Genomic DNA, 15,438 nt, shown 5'->3' with positions numbered 1-15,438 from the left:
TTTCTTTAAACCAAAACGCGTTCAATGCCACCCGCATTGGCGGCAGCCACATACTCGGGCATCCACTGGTCGCCCAAAATGTGCTTGGCCATTTCAACCACGATGTAGTCGGCTTCTAGCAAGCCATTTTGCAAATCGTCACCGTAACGCGACAAGCCCTGCAAGCAGCTTGGGCAGCTGGTCAACACCTTGATGTTGTCTTTGGCGCCCACCATGCCAGCGTCACGCATTTGCGTTTCACTCTTGCGAATTTCTTCTTCCTTGCGGAAGCGAACTTGCGTAGCGATGTCGGGACGCGTCACACCCAAGGTGCCTGACTCTCCGCAGCAACGATCTGACTTGAGGACTTGCGGGCCCAACAAAGATTTGACGGTCTTCATGGGGTCTTGCAACTTCATCGGACTGTGGCAAGGGTCGTGGTACAGGTAGGCGCCGTTGTTGTTCAGCGTCATGCCCTTTTCAAGCAGGTACTCGTGAATGTCCACAATGCGGCAGCCAGGGAAGATCTTGTCAAACTCGTAGCCTTGCAATTGGTCGTAGCAGGTACCGCAGCTGACCACCACCGTTTTGATGTCGAGGTAGTTCAGGGTGTTGGCCACGCGGTGGAACAACACGCGGTTGTCGGTGATGATTTTCTCGGCCTTGTCAAACTGACCACTGCCCTTTTGCGGGTAGCCGCAGCACAAGTAACCTGGCGGTAAAACAGTTTGCACGCCGGTGTGCCAGAGCATGGCCTGCGTGGCCAAGCCGACCTGGCTGAACAAGCGTTCCGAGCCGCAACCGGGGAAGTAAAACACCGCCTCTGTTTCGGGGGTGGTGGCCTTTGGGTTGCGAATGATCGGCACGTAATCTTGATCTTCAATGTCAAGCAAAGCGCGAGCCGTTTTCTTGGGCAAACCACCTGGCATCTTCTTGTTGATGAAGTGAATCACTTGCTCTTTGATAGGCGCTGCCCCAATGCTGGCCGGTGGTGCCTTGGTTTGCTTGCGCGCAAAAGTTTTGAGCAAGTCGTGCGCAAAACGCTGAACCTTCATGCCCACACCCACCATGCCGGCACGCGCCAGCTTGATGGTTTCGGGGTTGGTGGCGTTCAGCATGAACATGGCCGCGGCGTTGCCGGGGCGGAATGTTTTTTGGCCCATCTTGCGCAACAAGTTGCGCATGTTCATGGACACATCACCAAAGTCAATTTTGACCGGGCAAGGTGTGAGGCATTTGTGGCACACCGTGCAGTGGTCGGCCACATCTTCAAACTCTTGCCAATGCTTGATCGACACACCGCGGCGGGTTTGCTCTTCGTACAAGAAAGCTTCAACCAACAGGGATGTGGCCAAGATTTTGTTGCGGGGGCTGTACAGCAAGTTGGCGCGTGGCACGTGCGTGGCACACACCGGTTTGCACTTGCCGCAGCGCAAGCAGTCTTTGACGCTGTCGGCAATGGCGCCGATGTCGGACTGTTGCATGATGAGCGATTCATGGCCCATCAAACCAAAACTGGGCGTGTAGGCATTGGTCAAGTCGGCTTGGATTTCCATACCTTCAGGACCCGCCACATGGCGCATCAATTTGCCTTTGTTGAAACGACCTTCGGGATCAATGCGCTGCTTGTAATCGGCAAAGGGCTTGAGTTCAGCGTCGCTCAAAAACTCCAGCTTGGTGATGCCAATGCCGTGCTCACCCGAAATCACACCTTCCAAGCTGCGCGCCAAAACCATGATGCGCGACACCGCTTCGTGCGCGGTTTGCAACATGTCGTAGTCGTCCGAGTTGACTGGAATGTTGGTGTGCACGTTGCCGTCACCGGCGTGCATGTGCAAAGCAACCCACACACGGCCTTTCAGCACGCGTTTGTGGATGGCCACACACTCGTCAAAAATAGGTTGGAACGCAGCGCCCGAGAAAATGGTTTGGAAAGGCGCTTTGATTTGCGTTTTCCAGCTGGCGCGCAAAGTGTGGTCTTGCAATTGGGGGAACAAGGTTTCGACGCCTTGCAACCAGCCTTGCCACAAATCACGCACATCCCGCACCACAGCCAAAGCTTGCGCCACACGGTCTTCAAGCAGCTCGGCGGATGCAATTTCGCTGGTGTCATCGTCTTTGCCCAAAGGCAAGTTGCCTTTGCTTAAAAACAGCTCTAACTCGTTGCACAACTTGATCTTGTTGCGCATTGACAATTCAATGTTGATGCGCTCAATGCCATCGGTGTACTCTGCCATGCGGGGCAAAGGAATCACCACGTCTTCGTTGACTTTGAAAGCATTGGTGTGGCGGCTGATGGCCGCCGTTTTCTTGCGATCTTGCCAAAACTTTTTGCGCGCTTCGGGGCTGATGGCGATGAAGCCTTCACCACTGCGCGAGTTGGCAATGCGCACCACCTCAGAAGTGACCTTGGCCACATCGTCGGCGTTATCGCCTGCAATGTCGGCCAGCAACACCATCTTGGGAAAGCCGCCACGTTTGGACTTGGTGGTGTAACCCACCGCGCGCAAATAGCGATCGTCCAGATGCTCTAAGCCTGCCAACAAAACGCCCGAGCGCTTTTGTTCGGCAAACATGAAATCTTTGATTTCCACGATGCTGGGCACGGCATCTTTGGCATTGCCAAAAAATTCCATGCACACCGTGCGTGTGTGATCGGGCATGCGGTGCAAAACCCAGCGCGCGCTGGTGATAAGGCCGTCACAGCCTTCTTTTTGCACACCCGGCAGACCCGCCAAAAACTTGTCGGTAACGTCTTTGCCCAAGCCTTCTTTGCGGAACACGGTGCCAGGAATGTCCAAGCGTTCTTCACGGACCAGCGTGGTGCCATTGGCCTCAAAGTATTTCAATTCAAAGCTGGCCACTTCCACATCATGGATCTTGCCCAGGTTGTGTCCCAAACGTGTGACTTCGAGCCACTGCGCATCGGGCGTGACCATGCGCCAGCTGGCCAAGTTGTCGAGCGCCGTGCCCCACAACACAGCCTTCTTGCCGCCTGCGTTCATGGCAATGTTGCCGCCAATGCAGCTGGCTTCAGCAGACGTGGGGTCCACCGCAAACACCCATCCGGCGCGCTCTGCGGCATCGGTGACACGCTGGGTGACCACACCCACTTCGGTCCACAAGGTGGGCACTTCTTTGTCGAGGCCAGGCAACTTCACCATCTCGATGCCCGACATGGCTTCGAGTTTTTCGGTGTTGATGACGGCACTGTTCCATGTCAGTGGCACAGCCCCCCCGGTGTAACCGGTACCGCCGCCACGTGGAATGATGGTCAAGCCCAAGGTGAAACAGCCTTTGACCAAATTGGCCATTTCGGCTTCGGTATCGGGCGTTAACACCACAAACGGGTATTCAACGCGCCAGTCGGTGGCGTCGGTGACATGGCTCACGCGCGACAAGGCATCGAACTTGATGTTGTCTTTGGCCGTGAGCTTGCCCAAGGCCTTTTGCGATTTGCGGCGCAAGGTCGCCATGGCGGTAAAGGTTTGGTCAAAGCTGGCAACAGCCTGTTTGGCCAGTACCAATAACTCACCCACCAAGCCATCGCGCAAAGCATCTGCGTCAGGCGTGCGTCGCTTTTGCACCTCACCCAAGCGATGTTGCAAGGCCTCCACCAACAATTTGCGGCGATCGGGGTTGTCCAGCAAGTCGTCTTGCAGGTAGGGATTTCGCTGAACGACCCAAATATCACCCAACACTTCGTACAGCATTCGCGCGGACCGACCCGTGCGGCGCTCATCACGAAGCTGGTTCAAAAGGTCCCAGGCGCGAGAGCCCAGCAAACGAATCACAATTTCTCGGTCAGAGAAGCTTGTGTAGTTGTAGGGAATTTCGCGCAAACGAGGCGATGAATCGTCCGCTTGGAGCAGGTGTTGGAGGGTGGTAGGTGCGTTCATGAGATTTAAGCCCGATTTTACGTCAGGGGGTCAATCACGCACCGCAGGTGGGGACAGACCGGCAATTTGAGCTGCGTCATGGAAACCCCGGGTTGTCACCAAACGGTCATGGCACTGTAATAGCATCCGAAAGTCAGTCATCGCATCAGGCGATGACACAACAATAGGAGTACTTATGAATTACAAAAAATCCCTGGCCGCGCTGGCCATTGCAGCCTTCAGCGTTGGCGCACAAGCCCAAACCGAGATTCAATGGTGGCACTCTATGGGTGGTGCTTTGGGCGAGTGGGTCAATGACCTGGCCAAAGATTTCAATGCCAGCCAAAAAGATTACAAAATTGTGCCCACCTTCAAAGGTGGTTACGACGAATCCATGACGGCTGCCATTGCAGCTTATCGCTCTGGCAATGCGCCCCACATCCTTCAAGTGTTTGAAGTGGGCACCGCCACCATGATGGCCAGCAAGGGCGCCATCGTGCCAGTCGGCAAAGTGATGCAGGACGCGGGCCTCAAATTTGACCAAGACGCCTACGTGCCTGCCGTCTCTGGCTACTACACAGCCCCCAACGGCCAAATGCTGAGCTTCCCCTTCAACAGCTCCACGCCCGTCTTCCACTACAACAAAGATGCGTTCAAAGCTGCGGGCATGGACCCTGAGAAGCCCCCCACAACTTGGCCTGAAGTGGCTTTGGCTGCCGCCAAATTGAAAGCCAGCGGCCACAAGTGCCCCTTCACCACCAGCTGGATCAGCTGGACGCAGTTAGAGAGCTTCTCTGCTTGGCACAACACGGAATTCGCGACCAAAGGCAATGGCATGCGCGGCATCGATGCTCGCCTGAGCTTCAACACACCCTTGCATGTGCGTCACATTGAAAACTTGGCCAACATGGCCAAGAGCGGTTTATTTGTTTACAAAGGTCGCGGCAATGCAGCAGATGCCACTTTCGTTTCAGGGGAATGTGCCATGGCCACAGGCTCTTCCGCCCTTTACGGCAACGTGGTTCGCAATGGTAAGTTTGCCTACGGCATTGGCACGCTTCCCTACTACCCCGATGTGGCCGGCGCACCTCAAAACACCGTCATCGGTGGTGCCAGCTTGTGGGTGATGAGCGGCAAGAAAGCCAACGAATACAAAGGCGTGGGTCAGTTCTTTGCCTTCTTGTCCAAACCTGATGTAGCGGCTGCCAGCCACCAACGCACAGGCTACTTGCCAGTCACGAAGGCCTCTTTTGAGTTGACTGAAAAATCAGGCTTCTACAAAAAGAATCCTGGCACAGACGTGTCTGTGACGCAGATGATTCGCAAAACAACCGACAAATCTCGTGGCGTGCGTTTGGGCAACTTCGTTCAGATTCGAACCATCATCGATGAGGAACTCGAAGGCGTTTGGAGTGGCAAGAAGCAACCGAAAGAAGCTTTGGACCTCGCCATCAAACGCGGCAATGAACAACTTGAGCGTTTCGAAAAAGCCAACAAGTAAACTCCAAGCAGTTCCCACTGGCGACATGCTTCTGAAAAGAAACATGTTCGCCCCATCAAAAGCAGAGGAGCCATCCTCTGCTTTTGTCCTTTACATTGACTGAAGTTTCACAAAGAGTTTCATGGAAAAGCGCGTACGCTTCAAATCAGCTTGGTTGCCTTGGCTGCTCATTGCACCGCAAATGGCGGTGGTTTTGGTCTTTTTCTTTTGGCCAGCAGGACAAGCGCTTTTCCAAAGTGTGCTGACGGAAGACGCCTTTGGCGGGTCGGTTCAGTTTGTCGGAATGGAAAACTTTGACCGGCTTTTCAGCGACAGCAGTTATTTGACTTCGTTCAAAACGACCGCTTTCTTTTCCATCTTGGTTGCAAGCACGGGGTTGACTGTGTCATTGTTGCTGGCCGTGATGGCCAATCGAGTGGTTCGTGGTGCAGGGCTCTACAAAACCCTGCTGATTTGGCCCTACGCCGTTGCGCCTGTGGTGGCAGGCGTGTTGTGGATTTTCATGTTTGCGTCGCCCATGGGCGTGGTCGCTTATTTTCTGCGAAGCATCGGCTTTGAATGGAACCATTTGCTCAACGGCAACCATGCCATGGGACTGATCGTCATGGCCTCGGTGTGGAAACAAATTTCATATAACTTTTTGTTTTTCTTGGCAGGACTTCAATCCATTCCCAAGTCATTGATTGAGGCGGCTGCCATCGATGGCGCATCGCCTTGGCATCGTTTCTGGACCATCGTGTTCCCGCTGTTGTCACCCACCACATTCTTCTTGTTGGTCATCAACGTGGTTTACGCGTTCTTTGACACATTTGCCATCATTGATGCCACCACACACGGAGGTCCCGGTAAGGAAACTGCCATTTTGGTTTACAAGGTTTACTACGACGGCTTCAAAGCGCTCGACATGGGCGGCTCGGCTGCACAGTCGGTCATCTTGATGGTGATTGTGGTGGCCCTCACGGTGGTGCAATTCCGCTTCGTCGAAAAGAAAGTGCAGTACTGACATGATCGAAAGACGTCCTGCCCTAGACATCCTGTCGCACGTCATCTTGTTGCTAGGCGTGTCGATTGTGGCTTTTCCGCTGTACCTCACCTTTGTGGCTTCAACCCAAACGGCCGAGCAAATTTCCAGAAGCATTCCCATGTCAATGTTGCCTGGCACCAACTTTTGGGAGTCTTATCGACTTGCTTTGTTTGGCGGTGAAACCTCCTTGGGCGGCAAGGTGCCAGCGGTCTGGCCCATGATGCAAACCAGTTTGATCAGCGCCTTGGTGATTTCGATTGGCAAAATTGCCATTTCTTTGCTGTCTGCATTTGCGCTGGTTTACTTTCGCTTTCCCTTGCGCAATTTTTTCTTCTGGATGATCTTCATCACTTTGATGCTGCCTGTTGAGGTGCGCATCAGTCCCACCTACGAAGTGGTGTCTAACCTTGGAATGCTGAACACTTATGCAGGTCTGACCGTGCCTCTGATTGCGTCAGCCACCGCCACATTTTTGCTGCGTCAGTTTTTCTTAACAGTTCCCGATGAATTGGTAGAAGCCGCACGCATGGATGGCGCAGGCCCCATGCGCTTCTTCAAAGACATCTTGCTACCTCTGTCAGCCACCAACATCGCTGCTTTGTTCGTCATTCAATTCATTTACGGTTGGAACCAATACCTCTGGCCCCTCTTGGTGACCACCAATGAAGACATGTACCCCATCGTGATGGGGATCAAACGCATGCTGGCCGGTGAGGCCTATACCGAATGGAACATCGTCATGGCAACCGCTATTTTGGCCATGCTCCCGCCCGCCCTCGTGGTGATCTTGATGCAAAAATGGTTCGTCAAGGGCCTGGTTGATACTGAAAAATAATGGCTTCCATCTCTCTTCAAAACATCGTCAAAGAATACGGCTCTGGCGCCAAAGCGGTGCCCGTCATTCACAACCTCAACGCCCAAATTCACGACGGCGAGTTCGTGGTCATTGTGGGTCCTTCTGGCTGCGGTAAATCCACCTTGCTGCGCATGGTGGCCGGCCTTGAAGAAATTACGGGTGGCACGATCGCCATTGGTGATCGCGTGGTCAACGACCTCGAACCTGCTGAACGCGACATTGCCATGGTCTTTCAAAACTACGCGCTGTATCCACACATGAGCGTGTTCGACAACATGGCCTATGGTTTGAAGATTGCCAAGGTGCCTTTGGAAGACATCAAACAACGTGTCGATAAAGCGGCGGGTATTTTGGAGTTGGGCCACTTGCTGCAACGCAAACCCCGTGAACTGTCTGGCGGCCAACGCCAGCGTGTGGCCATGGGCCGCGCCATCGTGCGCCAGCCGCAAGTGTTTTTATTTGACGAGCCTTTGTCCAACCTTGACGCCAAACTGCGTGCTCAAACGCGGCTGGAAATTCAAAAGCTGCACCGCGAGTTGGGCATCACGTCTTTGTTTGTGACGCATGATCAAGTGGAAGCCATGACCCTGGCACAGCGCATGATTGTGATGAACGGCGGCGTGATGGAACAGTTTGGTACACCCGAAGAGGTTTACAACCGACCTGCCAGTACCTTTGTGGCCAGCTTCATCGGCTCACCGCCAATGAACTTGCTCAAGCAAGCTCCCGGACTTGCGGCTGGACAAATTTTAGGCATTCGACCTGAGCATCTAGAGCTCAGTAGCGCGGGCTGGGAATTGAAAGTGGACACGGTGGAATTGCTGGGCGCCGAACGCTTGGTGCATGCGCACCTAGGCACCGAAACACTCACACTGCGCTTAGACGCCAGCTTGGCTGCACCCGCTGCAGGCCAAATCTTTTATGCAAGGCCCAAAGAAGGCTGTTTGCACCACTTCAACGCCGAAACAGGAAAACGTTTGTGACCCCACACAGCGCTCGCCCTTGGCCTTATCCGCGCTGGGTTGCCCACCGCGGGGCAGGCACACTCGCCCCTGAGAACACCTTGGCAGCCTTTCGCAAAGGCGCTGAACATGGCTACCGCATGTTCGAATGCGATGCCAAACTGAGCGCAGACGATGTGGTGTTTTTAATGCACGACGCCACGCTGCATCGCACCACCAATGGCCATGGCATTGGCGGCGAACTGAACTGGCAACAACTCTCGCAGTTGGACGCAGGCAGTTGGCACTCCAGAAATTTCAGTGGCGAGCCCCTGCCTACGTTGGCCAATGTGGCGCAGTTTTGCATTCGCAATCGCTACTTCTTGAACATCGAAATCAAACCCACGCCGGGCATTGAATACAAAACAGGTGAAGTGGTGGCTCGTGAGGCAGCCCAGATTTGGCAGCACGAAGCCGTACCGCCCTTGCTCACGTCTTTTCAAGTGGAATCGCTGAAGGGCGCTTTTAAAACTGCACCTCATTTACCGCGTGGCTTGTTGCTCAATAGCCTTTCTGAGGGCTGGCTAGACACAGCCAAAGCTTTAGAGTGTTGCGCCGTGGTGTGCTTGTACGCCTTGTGGACACCTGAAACAGTCAAAGCCGTTCATGACGCGGGCATGAAGTGCCTGAGTTACACCGTGAACGACGAATGGGTGGCCGAACATCTGCTGCAACTGGGGACTGACGGCATCATCACAGACCGGGTTGATGTCTTCAGCCCTGCCGCTTAAAGCGCATTTGCATCAGCCACTCCAGCGTGGCGCAAACCAACACCAGGGCCCCATAAGTGGCCATTTTGCCGTCGTTGCCCGTGATCACCAGGCCCGCCACCAACACGCACGTGCCGGCCAGTACATTGAGCAAGCAACGCCAAATCCAGCGAATTTGGGCTTGGCGCCTGAATTGAAATGAGCCCCAGGCTGTGATGCCCAGCGACAACACCCACGCGGGAAGCGCAAAATTCATCACATGCCAGAAGACATCGTCCCAATTCATTGAAATCTTTCTTACAACTCAAAGTTTTATAATCCAAGTATGGCAGTTTGGGCATTGGGGTTAAACCACACAACAGCCCCGCTCGATTTGCGCGGGCGGTTTGCGTTTGCCATGGACCAATTGCCCCCCACTTTGCACCAATTGCGCGGCAACTTGGCTGCCCAAACCCAACAGCAACCCGAAGCCGCCATTCTCTCAACTTGCAATCGCACAGAAATTTATTGTGCCGCAGATCAACTGGCCATTGAGGACACTTTAAAGTGGCTGGCCCAAACAGGCGGCGTGTCGGTTCATGAACTTCGTCATCACACCTACTTGCTCGAAGAAGGTCATGTCGCTCGGCATGCTTTTCGGGTGGCCAGTGGTCTTGACTCGATGGTCTTGGGTGAAGCCCAAATTTTGGGTCAATTGAAAGATGCAGTTCGCGCAGCCGATGAGGCTGGCGCTTTGGGCAGCACCTTGAATCAACTGTTTCAGCGCAGTTTTGCGGTGGCCAAAGAAGTTCGCACCACCACCGAGATTGGCGCGCACTCCATCAGCATGTCTGCTGCCGCAGTGCGATTGGCAGGTCAATTGTTTGAGGACCTGTCCAAAATCAAGGTGTTGTTTGTCGGTGCGGGTGAAATGATCGAACTGGTGGTCACTCACTTTGCGGCCAAAAATCCACGCAGCATGGCGATCGCCAACCGCAGCATGGACCGCGGTGAAAAATTGGCCGCGCAATTTGGCGCCGAAGTGATGCGCCTCTCTGAGTTGCCAGACCGCTTGCATGAGTTTGATGCCGTCATCAGTTGCACGGCCAGCACCCTGCCCTTGATTGGCTTAGGCGCCGTTGAACGTGCCCTTAAAAAACGCCGCAACCGCCCTATGTTCATGGTCGACTTGGCCGTACCACGCGACATCGAGCCTGAAGTGAAATCATTGGAAGACGTCTACCTCTACACCGTCGACGACTTGGCCAGTGTTATCCAAACTGGCCAAGCGCACCGTCAAGCTGCGGTTGCCGAAGCCGAAGTCATCATTGATGCGGGCGTGCAAAGTTTCATGCACTGGATGGTGCAACGCGGCAGCGTGCCGCTCATCCAACAGCTGAACGCTCAAGCCGATCAATGGCGCGAAGCAGAAATGGCTCGCGCTCGCAAGCTCTTGGCCAAAGGCGAAGATCCCGAGAAAGTGCTGGAAGCCTTCTCACGCGGTCTGACCCAAAAAATGTTGCACGGCGCCATGGCGGAATTGCGCGAAGCCGATCCAGAACACATGCCCCACGCTGTGCATGCTGTGCAGCGCATGTTCTTGCGCAAAGAGCGCTAGCGAAGCTCAAGCTTGCCTTCGCCGCATTGAGACTTTCTCAATGCCTTGTCTCTCTTTCTTCCAAGTGTCATGAAACCCTTTTTACGTCATCAACTTGAGCGATATGCCCAGCGCCTTGAGGAGCTGGATTTTTTGCTGTCGCGCGAAGACATCATGGCGGACATGAACCAGTTTTTGAAGTTGTCCCGTGAACATGCCGATGTGAGCGCTGTCGCAAAACGCTATGCACGCTACCAAGAGCGCAGCCAGGATTTGGAAGCCGGGCATGTCTTGGCGGCAAGCAGTGCTGAAGACGCCGACATGAAAGCCATGGCCGATGAAGAAATTCAAAGTGCCACCCAAGAAATGGCGGAATTGGAAATTGAATTGCAGCGCATGCTGCTGCCCAAAGACCCTGACGACGCTCGTCCTGCCTACTTAGAAATTCGCGCCGGCACTGGTGGGGATGAATCCGCTTTGTTTGCAGGCGATCTACTGCGCATGTACACCAAATTTTGTGAGCGCAAAGGCTGGCGGACCGAGATCATGTCCGACTCGCCAAGTGAATTGGGTGGCTACAAAGAGGTCGTGATTCGCATCGAGGGTGACAACGTGTTTGGCAGCTTGCGTTTTGAATCGGGCGGCCATCGTGTGCAGCGCGTGCCTGCCACCGAAACACAAGGTCGTATTCACACCAGTGCTTGCACCGTGGCTGTGTTGGCTGAACCCGACGAAGCCCAGGCTGTGACCATCAACCCGGCCGACTTGCGCATTGACACTTACCGCGCCAGCGGTGCAGGCGGTCAGCACATCAACAAGACCGACTCCGCCGTGCGCATCACCCACATTCCCACGGGCATCGTGGCCGAGTGCCAAGACGATCGGAGCCAACACCGCAACAAGGCCAAGGCCATGCAGGTACTGTCGGCACGCATTCAAGACAAAGAACGCAGCGAACGCGCCGCAAAAGATGCAGCGCTGCGCAAGGGCTTGATTGGCAGTGGCGACCGGTCCGATCGCATTCGCACCTACAACTTCCCCCAAGGTCGTCTGACAGATCACCGCATCAACCTTACCTTGTACAAGCTGAGTTTCATCATGGAAGGTGATTTGGAAGAAGTCACCCAAGCTTTGCAAAATGCACGGCAAGCAGAGCAATTGGCAGAGCTGGAATCGAGTTTGCCCTCATGAACGTTTTGCAATGTTTGCAACATGCGCAAGTCTTGGGCTTGCCCCGATTGGAAGCGCAGCTTTTATTGCTTCATGCTTTGGGTCGTCCACTGCATGACCGTGCTTGGCTGTTAGCCCATGACACGGACGAAGTGCAAGCGGATCAAGTGGATGCTTTGAAGTCCTATGCGCAACGCCGACTGCAGCATGAACCCGTGGCCTACATCGTGGGGCAAAAAGAATTCTTTGGCTTGACACTTCACATCGACAAGCGTGTTCTGGACCCTAGGGACGATACCGAAGTCTTGGTGGAATGGGCCTTGGCATGCGGACAATCTTTCAAGGCGACGCGCTACTTAGATTTAGGCACAGGCAGTGGCGCCATTGCACTGGCCCTTCAATCGCAGCACAAGGATGCGCAAGTGACCGCGGTGGATACCAGCACCGATGCATTGAATGTGGCGAAGCACAACGCTCAAAATTTAGCCTTGGACGTGAGTTTCCTGCAAAGTGATTGGTTCAGCCAAGTCACTGGTGAGTTTGACGTGATCGCTTCCAACCCCCCCTACATTGAAGCGCAAGACCCGCACCTGGCCCACCTGCATCACGAGCCTTTAGAGGCCCTGGTGAGCGGCGACGATGGCCTGGCAGATATTCGGAACATTGTGCAAAATGCCCAGTCGCACCTGGTGCCAGGGGGTTGGTTGCTGTTAGAACACGGGTGGCAGCAAGCACCTCAAGTTCGCGCCTTGCTTGAGGCGGTAGGTTACAAGCAAGTTCAGTCCAAAAAGGACTTGGCTGGGATCGAGCGGTGTTCTGGCGGGCAAAAATAGACCCTAAACAGCGCAAGCCCTTTCAACATGAAATAATCACCCCCATTGAAGACACCGGAAAGACAACGAGGATTCCTATGAGCGATACACAAGCCCGCATTGATGATTTGGTCAAACACAACGACGTTGTGCTGTTCATGAAAGGCAGCGCCAGTTTCCCCATGTGCGGATTCTCCGGCCGCGCTATTCAAATTTTGAAAGCCTGCGGTGTGGACACCAAGACTGTCAAAACAGTCAACGTGCTAGACGATGCGGAAATTCGCCAAGGCATCAAGGAATACAGCAACTGGCCCACCATTCCTCAGCTTTACGTCAAAGGCGAGTTCATTGGCGGCTCCGACATCATGATGGAGATGTACGAATCTGGTGAGATGGTTCAAGTTTTGGGCACTACACCCAAAGAATAAACGCACCTTTATTTTTCAAGCTTCTTGTTGAAGCTTGATCAGCTTGGCTTCAATCTACCGGTTGAAGCCATTTTTTTTGTGCAGCCAAAACCGCTTGAGGATAAGCAGCTTGTCCCCGGCTGCCGTTGTAACGACCTAAAGCGAAAAACAAATTGCCGTTTTCTCGTTCCAACATGTGGCGCAAGATGACACAGCCAAAGCGAAGTTGGGTTTGCGTGTGAAACAAGGCACTTTCGTTGCCATCGCCGATGCTGCGCACCCAAAAGGGCATCACCTGCATGAACCCCCTGGCACCTGCGCTGGAAATGGCGTATTTTCTGAACGCGCTTTCCACCTCAATCAGTCCCAACACCAAAGACAAAGACAAGCCAGCCCGGCGCGCTTCATACCAAAGGGTGTTGAGAAATTCTTGCCGATCGTCTGGATGGTCCATCCATTTGCTCAGAATTCGCGACGTAGCACTGCGCCATGCATTGAACTGCTGCTTCGCCTGTGCAGTCGGCAGAACGGGATCGGGCGGTCCACTTTGCTGAACAGCTTGACTGAGGGCAGTCCGAACAGAATCTGAAAGCACCTCTTCCGCTTGATTACCCGCTTTGGCCAAAGGCATCAGCAGGGTCATCCAACCCACCCATTGAAGGGTTTGTGCGGCAATACTTGCCTGTAAAACTTGGCGCAAGGATTTGCGTCTGTGCAAATTCATGCGCCAGCTCCTCAGGGTGTCAATGTCACTTGCCGAGTTTGGCCAAGACAAACGCGGCAATGTCGGCAGGCGCCACAGCGGTGGCGGCTTCATCGCGGCGATGTTGGTATTCCACTTTGCCTTCTTTCAAGCCACGGTCGCCCAGGGTGACGCGGTGCGGTACACCGATCAGTTCCCAGTCGGCAAACATGGCGCCTGGGCGCTCGCCGCGATCGTCCAACAGCACATCCACACCCGCAGCCATCAGGTCGGCATAGAGCTTCTCTGAAGCTGCTTTGACATCGGGGCTGCGGTCGGCGCCAATGGGGCAAATGACCACGGTGAAAGGCGCAATGGCGTCGGGCCAAATGATGCCTTTGGCATCGTGGTTTTGTTCAATGGCTGCCGCAGGCAAACGCGTCACACCAATGCCGTAGCAACCCATTTCCAAGAATTGAGGTTTGCCGTTTTCGTCCAAGAACGTAGCGTTCATGGCTTGGCTGTACTTGGTGCCTAAATAAAACACATGACCCACTTCAATGCCTCGCTCGATGGCCAAAGGACCTTTGCCATCTGGCGATGCGTCGCCGGCCACCACGTTGCGCAAGTCGGCCACCATCATGGGTTCTGGCAAGTCACGGCCCCAGTTCACACCGGTGATGTGGTGATCGACTTGGTTGGCGCCACAAATCCAATCGGCCATGACGGCCACTTCACGGTCGGCCACCACATTCAAGGGCTTCTTCAAATTCAAGGGGCCTAAGTAACCAGGCTTGCAGCCAAAGTGTTCGTCAATTTCTGTCAAAGTGGCAAAACGGAAGCCCGCATTCAAGCCTGGCAATTTGGCGACTTTGACTTCGTTCATGTCGTGGTCACCGCGCAGCAACAACAACCAAACTTTGGAGGCCTTGATGTTGCCCTGATCATCTGTTTCGTCAGTGGCCAAAACCAGCGACTTGACGGTGGTGGTCAAAGGCACATTCAACAATGCCGCCACATCGTCGCAAGTGCTCTTGCCCGGTGTGGGTGTGAGGGTTTGAGGTTTGGATGCCGCAGGCCGTGCGTGCGCAGGCGCCAAGGCCTCAGCCTTTTCCATGTTGGCTGCGTAGTCGCTGTTGGGGCAATACACGATGGCGTCTTCGCCCGTGGCGGCAATCACTTGAAACTCTTCGCTCAAATCGCCACCAATGGCGCCGCTGTCGGCGGCCACAGCGCGGTAGCTCAAACCAAAGCGGTCAAAGATTTTGCGGTAAGCATCCGCCATGATCTTGTAGCTTTGCTTGGCAGACACTTGGTCGCGATCAAAGCTGTAGGCATCTTTCATGATGAACTCACGGCCACGCATCAAACCAAAACGGGGACGGCGCTCGTCACGGAATTTGGTTTGAATTTGGTAGAAGTTCTTGGGCAATTGCTTGTAGCTGCGCAACTCTTGACGTGCCACATCGGTGATCACTTCTTCGCTGGTGGGCTGCACCACAAAGTCACGGCCATGACGGTCCTTGATGCGGAGCAGCTCAGGGCCCATCTTTTCAAAGCGACCCGTCTCTTGCCATAGCTCGGCAGGTTGCACCACAGGCATGGTCATTTCAATGGCGCCAGCGCGGTTCATTTCCTCGCGCACGATGGCTTCCACTTTGCGAATCACGCGCAGGCCCATGGGCATGTAGTTGTAGATGCCAGCGCCCAAGCGTTTGATCATGCCGGCGCGCATCATCAGTTGATGACTGACCACCTCGGCATCAGCAGGCGCCTCTTTCAGGGTGGAAATTAAAAATTGACTGGCTTTCATGGGCTAATTCCAAGCGTTCTCAGGGTGAG

General features: G+C 54.4%; 13 protein-coding genes. 9 read left to right on the top strand and 4 right to left on the bottom strand.

Going from position 1 to position 15,438, the window contains the following annotated elements; translation table 11 throughout:
• Positions 1–5: 5 nt before the first annotated feature.
• Positions 6–3,878 (bottom strand): DUF3683 domain-containing protein, encoded by a 3,873-nt coding sequence (locus L103DPR2_RS03980; RefSeq protein ID WP_055359857.1) that lies wholly within the window; start codon positions 3,876–3,878, stop codon positions 6–8.
• Positions 3,879–4,053: 175 nt separating this feature from the next.
• Here L103DPR2_RS03980 and ugpB point away from each other — a divergent pair, with 175 nt between their 5' ends.
• The 5 genes from ugpB to ugpQ all read left to right on the top strand — a co-directional run bounded on the left by ugpB (position 4,054) and on the right by ugpQ (position 8,970).
• Entirely contained in the window at positions 4,054–5,358 is a 1,305-nt protein-coding gene (gene ugpB / locus L103DPR2_RS03975; RefSeq protein ID WP_055359856.1) for a sn-glycerol-3-phosphate ABC transporter substrate-binding protein UgpB, read from the top strand.
• A gap of 121 nt (positions 5,359–5,479) precedes the next feature.
• A complete protein-coding gene (gene ugpA / locus L103DPR2_RS03970; RefSeq protein ID WP_055359855.1) occupies positions 5,480–6,361 on the top strand; it encodes a sn-glycerol-3-phosphate ABC transporter permease UgpA in 882 nt (293 codons plus the stop codon).
• A 1-nt stretch (position 6,362) separates the two neighbouring features.
• On the top strand, positions 6,363–7,217 hold the full coding sequence (ugpE, locus tag L103DPR2_RS03965; RefSeq protein ID WP_055359854.1) for a sn-glycerol-3-phosphate ABC transporter permease UgpE: 855 nt from the start codon (positions 6,363–6,365) through the stop codon (positions 7,215–7,217).
• Positions 7,217–8,221: a sn-glycerol-3-phosphate ABC transporter ATP-binding protein UgpC gene (gene ugpC, locus L103DPR2_RS03960; protein WP_055359853.1), complete on the top strand. Its 1,005-nt coding sequence runs from the start codon at positions 7,217–7,219 to the stop codon at positions 8,219–8,221. Before ugpE ends, ugpC begins: the two co-directional genes overlap by 1 nt.
• Positions 8,218–8,970, top strand: coding sequence for a glycerophosphodiester phosphodiesterase (gene ugpQ, locus L103DPR2_RS03955; protein ID WP_055359852.1), 753 nt, complete (start codon positions 8,218–8,220; stop codon positions 8,968–8,970). The genes ugpC and ugpQ overlap by 4 nt, the downstream gene beginning before the upstream one ends.
• On the opposite strand, the gene L103DPR2_RS03950 is transcribed toward ugpQ, so the two are convergent.
• A complete protein-coding gene (locus L103DPR2_RS03950) occupies positions 8,954–9,235 on the bottom strand; it encodes a hypothetical protein (RefSeq protein WP_055359851.1) in 282 nt (93 codons plus the stop codon). The two genes, ugpQ and L103DPR2_RS03950, sit on opposite strands and share 17 nt — an antisense overlap.
• 39 nt (positions 9,236–9,274) lie before the next feature.
• Here L103DPR2_RS03950 and hemA point away from each other — a divergent pair, with 39 nt between their 5' ends.
• The 4 genes from hemA to grxD all read left to right on the top strand — a co-directional run bounded on the left by hemA (position 9,275) and on the right by grxD (position 12,935).
• On the top strand, positions 9,275–10,546 hold the full coding sequence (gene hemA, locus L103DPR2_RS03945; RefSeq protein ID WP_055359850.1) for a glutamyl-tRNA reductase: 1,272 nt from the start codon (positions 9,275–9,277) through the stop codon (positions 10,544–10,546).
• 69 nt (positions 10,547–10,615) lie between these two features.
• Entirely contained in the window at positions 10,616–11,716 is a 1,101-nt protein-coding gene (gene prfA / locus L103DPR2_RS03940) for a peptide chain release factor 1 (protein WP_055359849.1), read from the top strand.
• Positions 11,713–12,528 carry a peptide chain release factor N(5)-glutamine methyltransferase gene (gene prmC / locus L103DPR2_RS03935; RefSeq protein ID WP_055359848.1) on the top strand — a complete coding sequence of 272 codons (816 nt, stop codon included), beginning with the start codon at positions 11,713–11,715 and terminating at the stop codon, positions 12,526–12,528. Before prfA ends, prmC begins: the two co-directional genes overlap by 4 nt.
• Positions 12,529–12,605: 77 nt before the next feature.
• Entirely contained in the window at positions 12,606–12,935 is a 330-nt protein-coding gene (gene grxD / locus L103DPR2_RS03930; protein ID WP_055359847.1) for a Grx4 family monothiol glutaredoxin, read from the top strand.
• 49 nt (positions 12,936–12,984) lie between these two features.
• Here the strand turns inward: grxD and L103DPR2_RS03925 are convergent, their stop codons facing one another.
• Positions 12,985–13,638 carry a lytic transglycosylase domain-containing protein gene (locus L103DPR2_RS03925; protein ID WP_055359846.1) on the bottom strand — a complete coding sequence of 218 codons (654 nt, stop codon included), beginning with the start codon at positions 13,636–13,638 and terminating at the stop codon, positions 12,985–12,987.
• A 25-nt stretch (positions 13,639–13,663) separates the two neighbouring features.
• Positions 13,664–15,409: a proline--tRNA ligase gene (locus L103DPR2_RS03920; RefSeq protein ID WP_055359845.1), complete on the bottom strand. Its 1,746-nt coding sequence runs from the start codon at positions 15,407–15,409 to the stop codon at positions 13,664–13,666.
• Positions 15,410–15,438 lie beyond the last annotated feature (29 nt).

Source organism: Limnohabitans sp. 103DPR2 (assembly GCF_001412575.1).
Classification (GTDB): domain Bacteria; phylum Pseudomonadota; class Gammaproteobacteria; order Burkholderiales; family Burkholderiaceae_C; genus Limnohabitans_A.
Note: the sequence above shows the minus strand (reverse complement) of the source record. Positions and strands in the feature narration are given on the sequence as shown.